This window comes from Paenibacillus sp. P4_A9 (assembly GCF_056402415.1).
In genome coordinates, this window is record NZ_JBFUHL010000006.1 from 163,949 (window position 1) to 179,080 (window position 15,132).

Annotated in this window: 17 protein-coding genes; 7 read left to right on the forward strand and 10 right to left on the reverse strand. The window is 45.6% G+C overall.

Going from position 1 to position 15,132, the window contains the following annotated elements:
• Window positions 1-121: 121 nt before the first annotated feature.
• Window positions 122-1,270, reverse strand: a complete 1,149-nt coding sequence (locus tag AC1DVJ_RS07970; RefSeq protein WP_477589709.1) for a THUMP domain-containing class I SAM-dependent RNA methyltransferase — start codon at window positions 1,268-1,270, stop codon at window positions 122-124.
• 136 nt (window positions 1,271-1,406) lie between these two features.
• On the opposite strand from AC1DVJ_RS07970, the gene AC1DVJ_RS07975 reads away from it, so the two are divergent.
• The gene (locus tag AC1DVJ_RS07975) at window positions 1,407-2,042 is read left to right on the forward strand and encodes an O-methyltransferase (protein WP_477589710.1); all 636 of its coding nucleotides are present in this window, start codon (window positions 1,407-1,409) and stop codon (window positions 2,040-2,042) included.
• A gap of 55 nt (window positions 2,043-2,097) precedes the next feature.
• On the opposite strand, the gene AC1DVJ_RS07980 is transcribed toward AC1DVJ_RS07975, so the two are convergent.
• On the reverse strand, window positions 2,098-2,316 hold the full coding sequence (locus tag AC1DVJ_RS07980) for a hypothetical protein (RefSeq protein WP_477589711.1): 219 nt from the start codon (window positions 2,314-2,316) through the stop codon (window positions 2,098-2,100).
• Window positions 2,317-2,915: 599 nt separating this feature from the next.
• Window positions 2,916-3,857: a metallophosphoesterase family protein gene (locus AC1DVJ_RS07985; RefSeq protein WP_477589712.1), complete on the reverse strand. Its 942-nt coding sequence runs from the start codon at window positions 3,855-3,857 to the stop codon at window positions 2,916-2,918.
• 230 nt (window positions 3,858-4,087) lie between these two features.
• Between AC1DVJ_RS07985 and AC1DVJ_RS07990 the strand changes: the two genes are divergently transcribed.
• Together AC1DVJ_RS07990 and AC1DVJ_RS07995 are read left to right on the forward strand one after the other, a co-directional pair.
• Complete coding sequence (locus AC1DVJ_RS07990) at window positions 4,088-5,356, forward strand: CapA family protein (RefSeq protein WP_477589714.1); 1,269 nt, start codon at window positions 4,088-4,090, stop codon at window positions 5,354-5,356.
• An 18-nt stretch (window positions 5,357-5,374) separates the two neighbouring features.
• Window positions 5,375-6,001, forward strand: coding sequence for a fumarylacetoacetate hydrolase family protein (locus AC1DVJ_RS07995; RefSeq protein ID WP_477589716.1), 627 nt, complete (start codon window positions 5,375-5,377; stop codon window positions 5,999-6,001).
• Window positions 6,002-6,065: 64 nt separating this feature from the next.
• Here the strand turns inward: AC1DVJ_RS07995 and AC1DVJ_RS08000 are convergent, their stop codons facing one another.
• Window positions 6,066-7,259 carry an HD domain-containing phosphohydrolase gene (locus AC1DVJ_RS08000; protein WP_477589717.1) on the reverse strand — a complete coding sequence of 398 codons (1,194 nt, stop codon included), beginning with the start codon at window positions 7,257-7,259 and terminating at the stop codon, window positions 6,066-6,068.
• 199 nt (window positions 7,260-7,458) lie between these two features.
• Here AC1DVJ_RS08000 and AC1DVJ_RS08005 point away from each other — a divergent pair, with 199 nt between their 5' ends.
• The gene (locus AC1DVJ_RS08005) at window positions 7,459-8,274 is read left to right on the forward strand and encodes a DUF92 domain-containing protein (protein WP_477589718.1); all 816 of its coding nucleotides are present in this window, start codon (window positions 7,459-7,461) and stop codon (window positions 8,272-8,274) included.
• 20 nt (window positions 8,275-8,294) lie between these two features.
• Here the strand turns inward: AC1DVJ_RS08005 and AC1DVJ_RS08010 are convergent, their stop codons facing one another.
• The 5 genes from AC1DVJ_RS08010 to AC1DVJ_RS08030 form a co-directional block, all read right to left on the reverse strand.
• Window positions 8,295-8,600, reverse strand: coding sequence for a LapA family protein (locus tag AC1DVJ_RS08010; protein WP_477589719.1), 306 nt, complete (start codon window positions 8,598-8,600; stop codon window positions 8,295-8,297).
• Window positions 8,601-8,720: 120 nt separating this feature from the next.
• Window positions 8,721-10,511, reverse strand: coding sequence for an oligoendopeptidase F (gene pepF / locus AC1DVJ_RS08015; RefSeq protein ID WP_477589721.1), 1,791 nt, complete (start codon window positions 10,509-10,511; stop codon window positions 8,721-8,723).
• 282 nt (window positions 10,512-10,793) lie between these two features.
• A complete protein-coding gene (locus AC1DVJ_RS08020; RefSeq protein WP_028556538.1) occupies window positions 10,794-10,976 on the reverse strand; it encodes a hypothetical protein in 183 nt (60 codons plus the stop codon).
• An 88-nt stretch (window positions 10,977-11,064) separates the two neighbouring features.
• The gene (locus AC1DVJ_RS08025) at window positions 11,065-11,904 is read right to left on the reverse strand and encodes a TerC family protein (RefSeq protein ID WP_477589722.1); all 840 of its coding nucleotides are present in this window, start codon (window positions 11,902-11,904) and stop codon (window positions 11,065-11,067) included.
• 260 nt (window positions 11,905-12,164) lie between these two features.
• Window positions 12,165-12,410 carry a hypothetical protein gene (locus AC1DVJ_RS08030; RefSeq protein WP_477589723.1) on the reverse strand — a complete coding sequence of 82 codons (246 nt, stop codon included), beginning with the start codon at window positions 12,408-12,410 and terminating at the stop codon, window positions 12,165-12,167.
• Window positions 12,411-12,595: 185 nt separating this feature from the next.
• Here AC1DVJ_RS08030 and AC1DVJ_RS08035 point away from each other — a divergent pair, with 185 nt between their 5' ends.
• Window positions 12,596-13,300: a class I SAM-dependent methyltransferase gene (locus AC1DVJ_RS08035; protein ID WP_477589725.1), complete on the forward strand. Its 705-nt coding sequence runs from the start codon at window positions 12,596-12,598 to the stop codon at window positions 13,298-13,300.
• 139 nt (window positions 13,301-13,439) lie between these two features.
• Window positions 13,440-13,637 carry a cold shock domain-containing protein gene (locus tag AC1DVJ_RS08040; protein ID WP_028556542.1) on the forward strand — a complete coding sequence of 66 codons (198 nt, stop codon included), beginning with the start codon at window positions 13,440-13,442 and terminating at the stop codon, window positions 13,635-13,637.
• A gap of 151 nt (window positions 13,638-13,788) precedes the next feature.
• On the opposite strand, the gene AC1DVJ_RS08045 is transcribed toward AC1DVJ_RS08040, so the two are convergent.
• Window positions 13,789-14,409 carry a TetR/AcrR family transcriptional regulator gene (locus AC1DVJ_RS08045; protein WP_477589727.1) on the reverse strand — a complete coding sequence of 207 codons (621 nt, stop codon included), beginning with the start codon at window positions 14,407-14,409 and terminating at the stop codon, window positions 13,789-13,791.
• Between the two features lie 137 nt (window positions 14,410-14,546).
• On the opposite strand from AC1DVJ_RS08045, the gene AC1DVJ_RS08050 reads away from it, so the two are divergent.
• On the forward strand, window positions 14,547-15,132 hold a 586-nt coding region (locus AC1DVJ_RS08050), incomplete at its 3' end, for an MMPL family transporter (RefSeq protein WP_477589729.1).

Below are 15,132 nucleotides of genomic sequence, written 5' to 3' on the forward strand. Positions count from 1 at the left end.
AGGGAACGGAAGATGCGGATAACGAGTCGTATGACTGGGATAATTAGATGACTTTGTGAAATAAAAAAATCCCCACAGCAGTTTGAACTGCTTTGGGGATTTTTTATTAAGTCATAGTATATTATCTATCTTGTCTTCGTGGGGGCAATGGGCCAAGGTACTGGAACAAATTACATTCGATCCGTCCGTTAAACAGCTTGCGCTTCTTGTCGGCGCGGCGGTTCATATAATGCTCGAGCTGGGTGCTCGGGCTTAGAATAAATAGACTCCACGACGGCATCGGCCGTGTTAATGCACCGAGCTCGCGCAGCGCAAGCTCGACATCATTGGCTTCACCAAGACGCTCGCCGTACGGCGGGTTGGTGATCATGCAGCCATAGTCGCCGCGCGGGCGCGCCTTGGCGATCGGTTCGACCTTCAGCTGGAACTGCTTCGTCAGTCCAGCCGCCTTGGCGGCCGCCTCTGCCACTTCGATGGCAGCAGGGTCGATATCGCTGCCGACGATGTGCAGCGGCACGTTGTCTTTCACCGCGTCGAAGGCTTCGTCGCGGGCCTTGTCCCACAGCTTGCGGGGAATGTTCCCCCAAGCTTCACTTGGGAAGCTGCGCCGCAGGCCTGGCGCGATGTTCCAGCCGATCATCGCGGCTTCGATCGGGATGGTCCCCGACCCGCAGAACGGGTCGTAGAGCGGCCGATCTACATTCCATCGGCTCAGCAGGATCAGTGCTGCCGCCATGGTTTCTTTGAGCGGCGCTTCGGTCACGAGCTTACGGTAGCCGCGCTTGTGCAGGCTGGGACCGGTTGTGTCGATCGTAAGTGTCGCGATATCATTCAGGAGCGCGACTTCGATCACGTAGCGTGCCCCATTTTCGGGGAACCACTCAGTGCCGTAGCGTTGCTTCAGCTTCTCAACGACAGCTTTCTTGGCGATCCCTTGGCAAGCGGGAACGCTTGATAACTGTGACTTATGGGATCGACCCTCCACAGGGAACTCGGCATCGTTCGGGATCCAGTCTGGCCAAGCGAGAGCTTTGGTGCCTTCGAACAGTTCATCGAAGGTTGTTGCTTTGAATTGCCCCATCAACACGAGGACGCGATCTGCCGTACGCAACCAAAGATTGGTGCGACAGATGGCCAATTCGTCACCAAAGAAACGGACACGTCCATTCTCGACGGTCAATTCCTCATAGCCGAGATCACGGATTTCACGGGCAACGATAGCCTCAAGTCCCATTGGGCAAGTGGCGATTAGTTCAATTTTTTGTGGCATAGGTATAGTCCTTCCATCCGGGTTGTACAACGCTCAGAAAACTCATACAATTAACAAGTATAGGACAAATAGGTTACACTTACAAACAGGGGTTGCAAAGTACATACGAATATTACTATTTTAGGAGGACAAATACATGGAAACGATCACAGCGGAAAGCTATATGGAAGGTTTATATGAAGAAGATGCCGTACTTACACGGGTGAAGGAAGTCATTGTGGCCAAAAATATGCCCGAGATTTCCATCGCGCCAGGTTATGGCAGATTGTTAACCATGATGGTCACCATGATTGATGCGAAGCGGGTTTTGGAGATTGGCGCGTTAGGCGGATACAGCGGAATATGCTTGGCGAGAGGGTTAAAAGAGGGCGGCAAGCTCATTTCACTGGAGCTGAAACAGGACTTCGCTGATGTGGCGAAGCAAAACGTGATCGACGCCGGCCTTGGCGAATTCGTTGAGTATCGCATTGGTGAAGCGTTAGATCATTTGAATGAACTGTTGGAGCAGGGAGAGCGCTTCGATTTCTTCTTTATTGATGCGGATAAGGTGAATTATCCGAACTATTTGGAGCTGGCGATCAAGCTGGCGAATCCGGGTGCGATCATTGCAGGAGATAACACCTTGATGCGCGGCAAAGTTGTCGATGAGCAGCAAACAAAGGCGTCGGTCCAAGCCATGCGATTGTTTAATCAGCGGATCGCAACGGATGCTAGGCTGGAAAGCACGATTCTTCCGGCTTACGACGGGTTGGCTCTAGCTCGCGTGAAATAGAGCATGTAAGAGAAAGAGCGATGGGCTGCTGGGCAGCCATCGCTCTTTCTCCGTGTTAGGATGCTTTTTCCTTCGTATGTAAATCTGAATCGATCTTTTTCGTTTCTTGAATTTGTGGTGTAATCTGTGTGATTGGAACCTGCGGCTGTTTGCTGGGGGCAAGGTGGGTCGTTTGTTGTTTCTTGAAGCTCATAGTATTAAGGCCAGTCCAATAAATAAACAAACACTCAGCACAAACGATAATCAGTATGATTTTACGCCAGTTTAGCTTCATCCAGATAATCCTCACTTTCCATCTTACACCTATATTAGCATGAAGTGGAATTAATTCCCATAAGTTTTTTTGTCCAATGGTAAAATAATTCCGAATTCACGTTGCTTAGCGAATAAATGGAAAACTCCACGAGACTATCTCGACAGCCTGATTTTAATGATGTTAATTTCATCGCTGCATCGGCTTTAGATAACATTACAGGATAACGCTAATCGGCACCAAGGGACACCCAATTGCAAATTAGCGTTACGCGATAACGCTAATAACGCCAAAAGTTGATGTTTCCTCAGGTTTTATCACATTAGCGTTACGCCATCACTTTATTTCTWGCAAGARAAGCAAAAAGCCCRAAATAAGATGATSCCATCACCTTATTTCGAGCCAGGCTCCAATCGCATTCGTACCTATCGACTAGAACCCAAGGCAATGTAGCGGCTTAGATACAATTACAGGATAACACTATTCGGCACCAGTCCGCGGTATTGACATTTTTAGCTGAAGATTTTGATTTTCCATTTATTCTTCAAAATTAGCCGATTATGAGGAACTTAAATGTAGATTATAATTTCCATCCTTTCGGGGGAGAAGCTGGTTTGTCCTCACTTACTCAAATTCCCCAAATGCACTAACCCTGTCGTTATCTCCAACTCATACCGTCGACTATCCGGCATCTGAACCTCATACGCCATCTGAACAGCTCGCTTGATATCATAGGGTACACGTACGAATTGGAGCCCTAAGCCTGCTTCAACAGTAGGATCAGACACACCTTCGATTATGCAGTAACACGCCTGAGGTATCCCGTCATAGGGAACGCCGACACTTCCCACATTAAACAGCAGCAACCCGCTGCGCTCCCCATTACTTGCACTTAGCACAGAATCGTCGTTGTGCGACAACCCGCTGCGCTCCCCATCACTTGTACTTAGCACAGAATCCTCGTATAGCAGCAGCGCTTCCAGCCCCTCGTCACTTGCACTCTTCTCAGAATTACTGATCTCCAACAGCTCGCCAACACTTGCACTCTTCTCCGAAGGGTTGCTCAGCGTCAACATATAGGGGATATGAATATCCCCATATCCGACAATATCCGGCTCAATCCCATCTGCAAGGAATCCGGTCATCTCCGTATTTTCAAACATCGCTAGCCGCTCTTTCTTGGTAGCTTCCCGCTTCAAGCGATGAAAGACGCTCTGAGCTGACGCGTGGAATAATCGAATGTGTTTCCCGCTGAGCGTCACATCGATCGAGAAGGGAAGCTGCTTCAAATAGGCTAGACGCTCATCACCGAGCGCTTGCTGCTGCCACAAGCCAGCAGGCAGCACTTGAGGAAGCGTAATGCCTAAATCCCAGTTGCCTTGCACGACGGCTTCACAGGTCATTTTAATGAGCTCAACTACTTCGGCCGAATTAGGCCCTTTACCAACAAGATCACCTAAACAGAAGATACGTGTGATGCTTCTGCTTTTAATATCTTTAAGTACTGCTTCTAATGCAGGTAGGTTTCCATGAATATCAGAAATAATAGCGATTCTTTCCAAGGCGATAATTCCTTTCTTTTTAAATATAGAACTTACATGTTTCACGCAGTAAGTCTGCTATATTTCTAGATAAACGCTCCCGTCCAAGAAGGACGGTGTAGTCGTTTATTTCGCCAACCAATGCTTCAGTTATACCATACAGCACACAATCTGAAAATGAGAGTCTCTCCCTATTACCCAACGATGTCGACTTCTGTTATAATTTGTAGGGGGAAAGGGGAATGTTTTAATTGGAATCCAGACAAGATCGTCACGGTAGATCGAAAAAAGATTCAAACCCGAGCAAAAAGTCTTCACTTAAAGTGTTAGGTGTCTTCACAGTTGCAGCGGTTGCTTGTTTTGCCATCGGAATCGGGGCTTCCATTTGGACCTCCAATTCTAATAATGGGGAAGAAGATGAAGCTGCTTCAACACCTATGGCAATTGTTTCGCCTAATCCAACGACAGCTATTCCGAATGGTAATTCGGCTGCGCAGGTTAGTCCCAAAGCTTCTGCCGTAGCTACCACGACACCCAAGCCAACAGCAAATGCAACAGTGGTTAATCCAGAGGGAACAGGCGCACAAGTGAAGTTAACTTTTGTGGGTGATGTGATTATGGCCTCCAAAGTGGAAGATATTTTAAAGCAAAAAGGCTATGACTATCCGTATACCAATGTGAAAGATTTCTTAACCAAAGCTGATTTTACAATTGCAAATTTGGAATCTCCAATAACGACTAGAGGAAGCGTTCAAAGCAAAGAGTATGTGTATCGTTCTTCGCCTGAAGCGTTACCGCCGCTTAAGCAAGCAGGTGTTGACATTGTTAACTTAGCCAATAACCATGTGATGGATTATGGGACAGAAGGCTTGTTAGATACAATGCAATTGCTGGACCAAGAAGGCATTAAGCGAGTGGGAGCCGGCAAGGATAATGTAGAAGCGTATCAACCTGTGATGGTGGAAAAAGATGGCGTGAAAATTGCTGTTTTTGGTTTCAGCCGTGTCGTGCCGGAAGCTTCTTGGAAAGCTGCGCCCGGGCACCCTGGGGTTGCAGAAACTTACAGTTACAAGCTGCCAGTCGAGGCGATTGAGAAAGCCAAAGCATCCGCTGATCTCGTAGTTGTTGTGGCTCACTGGGGCGTAGAACGCGATGACAATCCGGATAAAAATCAAAAAGAGCTCGCGCATCGTTACATTGATGCAGGTGCTGATCTCGTTATCGGAGGACATCCGCATGTCCTGCAAGGCTTTGAACAGTACAAAGGCAAATGGATTGCGTACAGCTTAGGCAACTTCATCTTTACGACGAATGACACCCCGAAAACCTGGGAAACTGTTATTTTGGAAGCAGCCTGCACGAAGGACAAGTCCTGCAATATTCACCTAGTACCGATACTGACCAAAGCAGCCCTGCCAACTCCGATGAATGAGGTAGATGGGGCAAAGCTCTTTCAACGATTAAGCAAGATTTCAATAGGGGCACAAGTGGATGCTCAAGGAAATGTGAGTAAGAAATAAAAAAGGAGTTCATCTAACATGACAGCTACGATCCGAAATATATATTGCGTTGGACGCAACTACCGCGCACATGCCGCAGAACTAGGGAACGATGTTCCTGATCAGCCGATGATTTTTACAAAACCTACACATGCGTTAGCACATATTGATGGTGGTACGCTGTCTCTTCCTAGTGATCAAGGTGAGATTCACTATGAAACTGAACTTGTCCTACATATCGCGAAGCCTTATACGGAAGGCATTCAAGTCGATGAGATCGTGGATCAATACGCATTGGGGATTGATTTCACACTCCGCGATGTGCAGAATGTGATTAAGAAAAAGGGACAACCGTGGCTGCCTGCCAAAGGCTTCCTGAAGTCGGCGCCGATCACGGCTTTCCGTCCATTCCCAGGAGCGTCCGAATTGACGCAATCGAACTTCCAGCTTCGTAAGAATGGGCAAGTTGTTCAGGACGGCAACATCTCACTGATGATCTTCGATCTTCAAACCATCATCGATTACATTGCGAAGCACTATGGTCTGGGTCCGGGCGATATCATTTACACTGGGACGCCTGAAGGCGTTGGCCCCGTCCAAGACGGCGACCGTTTAGAGCTTCTCTGGGGTGAAGAGCAATTCGGAGCTTTTACTATTAGCTTATAGCAAAAAAAGGGCAGTCTCCAGGGTCATATCGACCTGAGAGAACTGCCCTTTTTTCCTAGACACACTATGTATGATATTCGTACGAATTGGCTAAGGCTGCATCCGAGTATTGCTCTCTTACACGAAGAATTGCAGGTAATTGTTTGAAAAAGGCATCAACCACATCAGGGTCGAAATGCTCTCCTCGTTCCTCTTGAAACAATTGAAGGATCCGATCGAGCTCCCAGGCCTTTTTGTAGACGCGTTCACTGCCAAGCGCATCGAAGACATCGGCAATGGCCGTTATGCGCCCGTAAATATGGATGTCATCCCCCTTAATACCGCGGGGGTAACCACAACCGTTCCATTTCTCATGATGTTCATAAGCAACGACAGCTGCTGTTTTGAGAATATGCCGTGTTGAATTCCGGAGCAGGTTGTACCCGATTAGCGTATGATTTTGCATGAGCATGAACTCTTCATCTGTCAGCTTGCCTGGCTTGTTGAGAACGGCATCGGGGATTGCTACTTTGCCGATATCATGCATGGGAGACGCGATTTTCAATAGCTCAGCTTCATCTTGACTCATGCCTAACTCAAGCGCAAGCAAATAAGAATACTCGGCAACACGCTTCACATGATTGCCAGTTTCCTTGGAACGACTTTCGCCAATTTCGCCMATCCGGAAAATAATTTCCTTCTGCGTTTCTTCAATCTCGATAGTAAGGAGTGCAGATTCAAGTGATTTGCCTGCATAGGAAGAAGCCAAGGTCAAATATTCCATGTCCTTATCGGAAAATTGCTCGCTATCCGTTAACTTATTAATCGCTTGATAAGCCCCCATGATCTCACCTTGGCTATTCTTGAAGGGAATCACCATTAAGGCTTTCGTTCGATAACCGGTTTGTTGATCTGTTCGGATGGCGCCATTCTGCAGATAAGATTTGTATTCCTCATTGGTATAAGCATCATGAATGAAAACAGCTTGATTATTGGTCACGGCATAGCCGACAAGGCCAGCAGAGCTTGGAATTCGAATTTCATCGAGTCCATGTGCCACTTTGGACCACAGCTCATTCTTTTGTGTATCGAGCAGCCAGACGGTACAACGGTCGGAGACAATCATCTCACGTCCCATATCCGCCATCAGCATAAGTACATGATTAAGATGACGTTCGTTCGCAATCTTGGAAGCATAGTCGAAAATGACACGCAGCATTTCCTCGGGCTCCAGGTCTCTTTTGAAACGGGAATTGGTAGTGAATTGATCTTGCTCCATGTCAGCCTCCTATCGCTTATCACTTTCATAGTATCATAGAATTGGTTGTTTATGGTTAATGGAATGCAGAAATTAGTGAAATTTGTCGAATTTATTTTACAATAAAGGGGCAATTAAGAGACTTTGGTGGAATATGGTACAATATTACATAAATAATCTACGAAAGAGAAAGTGATATGAAAGGGGGAGAATCCTGTTTATGCCTTGGGTTTATGGGTTCGCAGGCAGCGTGATAATAGCAGGCGCAGCCTATTGGAAAAGATCCTTATCTTTATCTGGGTTGATTACAGCAGTTCTACTAGGAACGACGATGTATGCACTAGGGAATTTAGCATGGTTCGGCACACTAATCGCATTCTTCATCTCATCTAGCCTGCTTTCGAAGTTCAAGCATCAACATAAAGAGGCAGCAGAAAGCGGTTATGCGAAGGGGGGGAGACGTGATGCTGGACAAGTAGCTGCTAATGGGGGGCTCGGTTTACTTCTATGTATCGGAAATGCCATTTTGYCGAATCCTGTCTGGTGGTTGATATATTTGGGAGTTATGGCAACGGTCAATGCAGATACTTGGGCGACAGAAATTGGCGGGTTGAGCAAATCAATCCCGCGGTCTATCGTGAGTGGGAAGCGGGTAACTGCAGGAACTTCAGGGGGAATTACGGGTCTTGGATTGCTTGCTTCCTTGTTTGGAGGGGCGTTTATCGGGCTTGTTGGGGGCATTTTCAACCAGTTTGGGGATTCACATCATGAGGTGAACAGCTCGTTTGTTATCATAATCGTACTAGGTGCAATTGCTGGATTAGCAGGATCTCTCGTCGATTCCTGGTTAGGGGCGACGCTTCAAGTTATGTTTCGTTGTGAGGTTTGCGGTAAAACGATCGAGAAGCAGGAACATTGTAATCAGAAAGCTAGGCAAATCCGAGGTCTCCGAGGGATGAGTAATGATATAGTGAACGCAGGTTCCTCATTCATCGGAGGGGTAATTTGCCTGACCTTAGGCACCTTACTTCTCTGAAATTTGTTTTTTCAACTCGTCTAAACACTTGGCTCGCTCTGTACTTGGTTGGATTCAGATGATGATTGGGCTGACGGATGTAGCGCTTCATGAAGCTGCTTCTCTAGTTGTTTCACTTTTCGTTGCAGCTTGTATTGACGAACCATACCGAAGAGACCAACAATTAGACCACCCAATAAGGTTGATGTTAAAATGACGAGAATGAGAGGCGTGGATGTCGTCGTGAACATGAAGTTCACTTGTACCGGCTCCACATTGACGACTGCAAAAACCGCGGTAATTAGAGCAAACACTAAAGCGCTGATGAGAATCCATTGCATCTTCATATAGCCATCTCCTCTCGAACTATATTTAAGAAAAAGGTTGAAAGCCTCTGCTTTCAACCTTTTTTGCTTGCTATCCGCCCTCAGCATACTGCTGAGCGGTGGTCTAAAACACTGAATCGCTTACTTCGTGAGCTCTTCCATTTGATCAAGCAATGAGCTGAATACGCTCATTGCTTGCTTAATCGGCTCAGGCGTTGACATATCTACGCCGGCTTTCTTAAGAATGTTCAGCGAGTAGTCGCTGCCGCCGCTTTTGAGGAAGCCGAGGTAGCGGTCAACCGCTGGCTGGCCTTCATCCAAAATCTGCTTCGCAAAGGAAGTAGCCGCAGAGAAGCCTGTCGCATATTTATACACATAGAAGCTGTTGTAGAAGTGAGGAATACGAGCCCATTCCATCTCGATATCTTGATCGACAACCATGTCATTGCCATGGTAGAGCTTATTCAAGCCATAGTAGATTTCGCTGAACTCCTGAGGTGTCAGGGACTCGCCTTCTTCTGCTTTATCATGCGTGATCATTTCGAATTCAGCGAACATCGTTTGACGGAATACCGTCGTCCGGAACTGATCAGCGTAATACGTAAGCAGGTACATTTTTTCCTTCGGATCCGTTACACGTTTCAGAAGGTAATCCATGAGCAGGGCTTCGTTCAGCGTAGAAGCGACTTCGGCTAAGAAAATCGTGTATTGCGCATAGCGATACTCTTGGTTCTCATCCGACAAATAGGAATGAATCGCGTGACCCATCTCATGCGTCAACGTAAACATACTGTTCAAATTGTCTTTATGGTTCAACAGCACGTAAGGATGCGTGCCGTAAGCACCCCAGCTATAAGCGCCGTTACGTTTGTTTTTGTTCTCATACACATCGATCCAGTGGTTGTCGAAGCCGTCTTGGAGAATTTTCAAGTAATTTTCGCCTAGTGGAGCCAAGCTCTTCTTGATTTCTTCTTTCGCTTGCTGGTAGGTAATGTCCATTTTGAACTCTTCAATGAGCGGTGCAAATAGGTCATACATATGTAACTCATCGACCTTGAGCAGCTTTTTACGGAGTTTGAGGTACCGTTGCAGCTGAGGCAAGGATTCGTGAATGGTTGAAATTAAGTTCGTATACACTTCTTTCTTGATATTGTCTCCGAACAGGGATGATTCAAGAACAGAAGGGTAATGACGTGCTTTGGCATAGAAAATGTTTTTATTGATGTTCGCGCTAAGCGTAGCACCAATCGTATTGCGATTATTGCGGTACGTCTCATAAACGGCTGTGAATGCATTTTTTCGAACTTCAGGATCRCGACTTTCTAAGAATTGAATGTAGCTGCCGTGCGTAAGCTCGACTTCCTCACCCTTTTCGTTCTTCACCTTAGGAAACTTCAAATCTGCATTGTTCAGCATGCCGAAAATCGTGCTTGGCGCACCCGCCATTGTACCCGCTTGAGCAAGAAGTGCTTCTTGTTCTTTGCTTAACGTATGTGGCTTCTGACGAATCATTTCTTCGAGTGTATCTTTATAAAAAGATAAGGAAGGATCACTCACAAGCTGCTGAAGCTTTTCGTCCGAAAGGCTTAGAATTTCTGGAGAAATAAAGGAAGCGGCTTCGCCAACCTCGACACTAAGCTTTTTGGCTTTTTCGGATAAAGCCTGATAAGTAGGTTCTGCTGTATCTTCATGATGTTTCATGTTGGAATAGACATATAATCTTTCCATTTTCACAGAGAGTTCATCTTCCAACTGGAAAATTTGCTTCACGGAAGCGGCATCGTTAAGTTTTCCTTGGAAGGCACTGACTTTGCTAAGCGAGCTTTTCACAAATTGAAATTCTTGATCCCAAGCCTTCTGATCCGCGAATAAATCCTCCAACTGCCAACGGTGCTCGGCTGGTACTTGCTTGCGATCCAATAATTGAGTCATCGGAGCCCTCCTGTCCTTGTTTTGAAATTGGGGTAAGCTGGTATCCTTTGCGTGTAAATCAGCTATAGGGAACGAGCTTAGAAGAATTCCCATTGCAGCCGTTACATAAAGAAGGCGCATTGCGGTCACGCTCCCGGCATATTCCCATGAGGAATGTTCTAGTTGAAATCCCATAACATGGTTTTCACCTAGTATGACCGATTGCGTGTGCAATTATGATGATTATACAAAACAAACGACACTGTCGTCCATGATGKACGAGCGCGCCGGCCTAAACGAAATTTAAGTTCCTGCTCGGAAGAAGCTAAGTAAAATCAGGACGAAGGATATGGAGACCATAACAATCGCCAGTAGAGCAAGATAGCGTTTCATTTGTGCTGGAAGGCTGTCTTTTTTCATAATCAATATGATCGCCAGGCAAAAGGATACAATTACAAATGTGAGTATAGATCCAGAATCGGTCATGAGAAATCATCCTTTTTCCTATAGAATATGTCACTTGTTTCAAAGTACATGATACTAATTTTCGCTGTCACGCGTCAAAATTCCTTTTTTAACCTGCATGCTGCATCGATTCATTGGACGTTTCATCATCATCTTCTTCTTTAACGAGAATGAACTTGCCGCGCGAATCCATTTTGACGGTATAGCGATCTTCAGGCGATATCTGCGCTTCCTCACTAAGCTCTTTAGGTAGTGTTAATTGTCCGCTATCCCCGACACTAACCTGATAGCCAATCATTTTCGACCATTTGCCTGCACCTAGCACAAGGACGATAAGTAGACCTATGAATAACCATTTACCTAAAAGATTGGATTCGAAGAATGGGGCAAGGAACTTTTCACCTGTGATCATTTTACCTGCGGTAAGCGCAAGTACACCTGCACCGATATAAATAATCGAAGGAAACTTCTCGATCCAAGTAATGAATAATGTGCTTCCCCAGACAACGATAGGGACACTGATGAGCAGCCCGAGAATCACGAGCAGGAAATTTCCATGTGCTGCGCCAGCTACTGCGATGACATTGTCTAATCCCATAACGGCATCAGCGATAATGATGGTTCGAATAGCGGCCCACATGCTGTCTTTCACTTGCATATGCTCATGATTTTTCTTCTCGCTCAGAAGCTTATACGAAATCCATAACAGTAAAATACCGCCGATTAGCAGCAATCCAGGTATTTTGAGCAGCGTAACAACAACGAGCGTGGCCAGTGCACGAATAATAATCGCACCAACCGTTCCCCAGAGGATAACTTTCTTCTGTGTTTCTTTTTTTAAGTTGCGTGCAGCCATTCCAATAACGATAGCGTTATCACCAGCAAGTACTAAGTCAATTAGAATAATGCTAAGCAGAGAGACGAAAAAGCCCGTTGACAACCAATCCATACACGAACACACTCCTTCAAGGGTTTTTTAATGCAAAAAGAGCCCAGCACCTTTTGTACGGTGAAGGCTCTAATTCATCAAAAAAGACCTTCACCAATGTACATGGCAAAGGTCTTGCTAACAACGTTGTCGTTGCCAATAAAGCCGGGATCTGATGAGGATCCGAATTGACGACTTTACTGTATCAGCTACTCCCCTTTGGAGTATTGCTATGAGATTATACTTTTACTATATGCAACTGTTTTGAAAATAGTCCTGATTTATACGTTTTTAAATGCATCCATAATGGCTTGAAGTTCATCTTCCGTGCCATCGAATTTATCTTTGGCAAAGCGTTCGCTGGCCCAGTGCAGCATGGCAGGTCGTCCAATAAATGTGTGGCATTCTTCGCCCCATTGGTCGGTGATTTCGGTTAGGACGATTTTCGTTCCTTGAACCTCGACATTGAGCATGTTCCATTTATCTTTTTTATAAATCGTATGTCTTTTGAAGGGTTGATGTGACATGGCTGTTCCTCGTTTCTGTAATAAGCTTATAGATGTAAACAATCGTATCATAAAATGCGAATATTTCCAAACTAGCAGATCTTTTTTCGTTATTTTTTAGTTGCACCGATGAAGCGCTCATGATAGTATTCTCCTAATCCTTTCCAGAGGGAAGGGGTTACGAGCTGAGTCGAGGAGAGATGAGTATGGATAAGAAGCATGTTTATGAGCAAGTTGGGGTTGCAATGACCTCGAGATCGTATGTCGAGTACGAGAAAATGTTTATGTTGCAGGCTTCGGATTTGATTGGACAACGCGTATTGGATGTTGCCGGAGGCGCATCTTCGTTTACGACGGAAGCACGGCAGCTTGGTATTGCTGCAGAAGCGGTTGATCCTTTGTATGAGAAGTCGCCAAGTGCCATCGAGGAACTCGGTATGCAAGAGATTGAGCTTGTTGCAGCGAAAATGGCAAAATTAACGGATGTTTACGACTGGTCGTTTTATGGTTCCGTAGAGAAGCATAAGGCAGGGCGCATTCATGCGCTTCAGAAGTTTATCGAAGATTTTTCAAGCGCAGAGGGAGCAGCAAGATATCATACAGCTTCTTTACCTTCGCTTCCATTTGGAGCTGAGAGCTTTGACCTCGTGATGTGCAGCCATTTTCTTTTTCTATATGAAGCACAGTTCGACTATACGTTTCACTTGGCTGCGATCAGAGAATTGCTTCGCGTTTGCAAGCCAGGCGGCGAAGTGAGATTGTACCCGCTGATGAGTTTCCGCACTATGGAATATTCACGGCTCACTGATCTAATCAGCGAAATGGAGAGAGACGGATTTACGGTTCAAAAGAGAGAAGCTAGTCTACCTTTTTTACCAAATTCTCACCAATTTTTAAGCATAAAAAAGTAGCCCTCTGCATAGTGGGAAACCTTGGTACATCAACAAATTTCAGCATGTCCGCCTCGTAATTTCCGTTGATTTTTGACCTCGCAAATGGTATAATTTCCTTATTCGTCATAGATGGCGATATTTTTAGGAGGTTGTTCATTTGAAGGGTACAGTGAAATGGTTTAATGCAGAAAAAGGGTACGGTTTTATTTCTGTTGATGGAGGCGACGATGTATTCGTTCACTTCTCCGCAATTCAGGGCGAAGGATTCAAAACATTAGAAGAAGGCCAATCCGTTGAGTTTGATATTACTCAAGGTAACCGTGGTCCTCAAGCAGCTAACGTCACCAAATTATAAGAAAACGGGACTCCCTACTTATAAATAGTGTCATAGCACAAGCAATAAAGACAGTTCTCGGGTTTACTCAGGGCTGTCTTTTTTGTTGTCATTGAAAAGAAGCAAGCCTGTCCAATTCCTACGTGTAGGAAATTGCACAGGCCTACTTTACTCATTTCGGCGGGAATAAGCCGTGCCACAGAATGTCKATAATTTGAGTAGCGGCTTCCCCCATATGTGGAAACATGTTATTCCCGTTCCCGTCTCGGGCATGCCCCATCATGAGGAGCGAGGTGTAGGCACGGGCAATCACACGAGGATCAACAGGACCGATTTCACCGGAGTCAATCGATTTGCGGAATTCATTTTCCAATACATCCAAGATGCCCTGCTCGGATTTACGCATGGCCTTCATTTGCTCCTCGGAAAGCGTGGCTTCCATCTTGCGCATGAAGGAATGCAGGTCGAAATCGATCGCTTTCAGATGCCCTTCTGTAATACTGAGCAGCCGTTGACGAAGCGGTGCGGGCTCATTTAATCGCTTGATGGTTACTTGTCTTACGTTATCCATCAATTGAACCATGGAGGCTGTAAGCAGGTCGGATTTGGAAGGGAAATAATAATAGACCGATGCTTTCGTAACTTGGCATTCTTTGGCGATATCGTCCATGGAGACAGACTCGAAGCCGCGAGTCAAGAATAAGGGAATGGCGGTCATTAAAATTTTCTGATTAAGTGGCAATTCACCCTGTGAGACGCGGGGTCTGCCAAGTGGTTTTGATTTTTTTTCCATAAGTGTCACTCCTGAGACGAATCTAAATGAGAATAATCGAAATAATACTTGATTAATTAACTATATAGTATATATAATTAATTACATTGTAAGAATAATTATATCATGATTTCATTTTTTGGGAGAGAGGCTGCGTTATGCATGAAAATCCGTTTTTCAGTAAAATTGGCGGTATGGTTGCAGGTCGCCGCAGCAAATGGGTGACATTGGCCATTTGGATTTTACTTACAGGCATTTTATCTGTCTTTCTACCTAACGTCAATTCACAAGAGAATAATGCTGCACAGCAGCTGCCATCCGATGCCTGGTCGCTTGAAGCAACAGCGTTGATGAAGGAGCAGTTTCCAAGCAATGAAGGCGTTCCTGCACTCGTTGTTTGGTATCGCGGGACAGGATTGACTGATCTAGATTTAGCAGCGATTCAAAAGGTCGCCAAGCAGCTAACTGATACGCCGTTAGCCGCGCAGAAGGGATTGCCTCCGCTGCATCAAATGCCAGTGCCAGTGCTAAAAGGCATGCTTTCCAAAGACGGTCAGCTTCTAGTCATGCCAATTTCGTTCAATGAAGGAACGGAAACGGAAGTCCTTCAGGAAAATATGAAGAAGCTGGAAGAGATAACGGTTAATCAAATAGGTAGTGACCCATTTGAGGCCAAAGTAGAAGAAGATGGTCTGCATGCGCGAATTACGGGACCAGTGGGCATTCAAACAGATGCAACAGCCC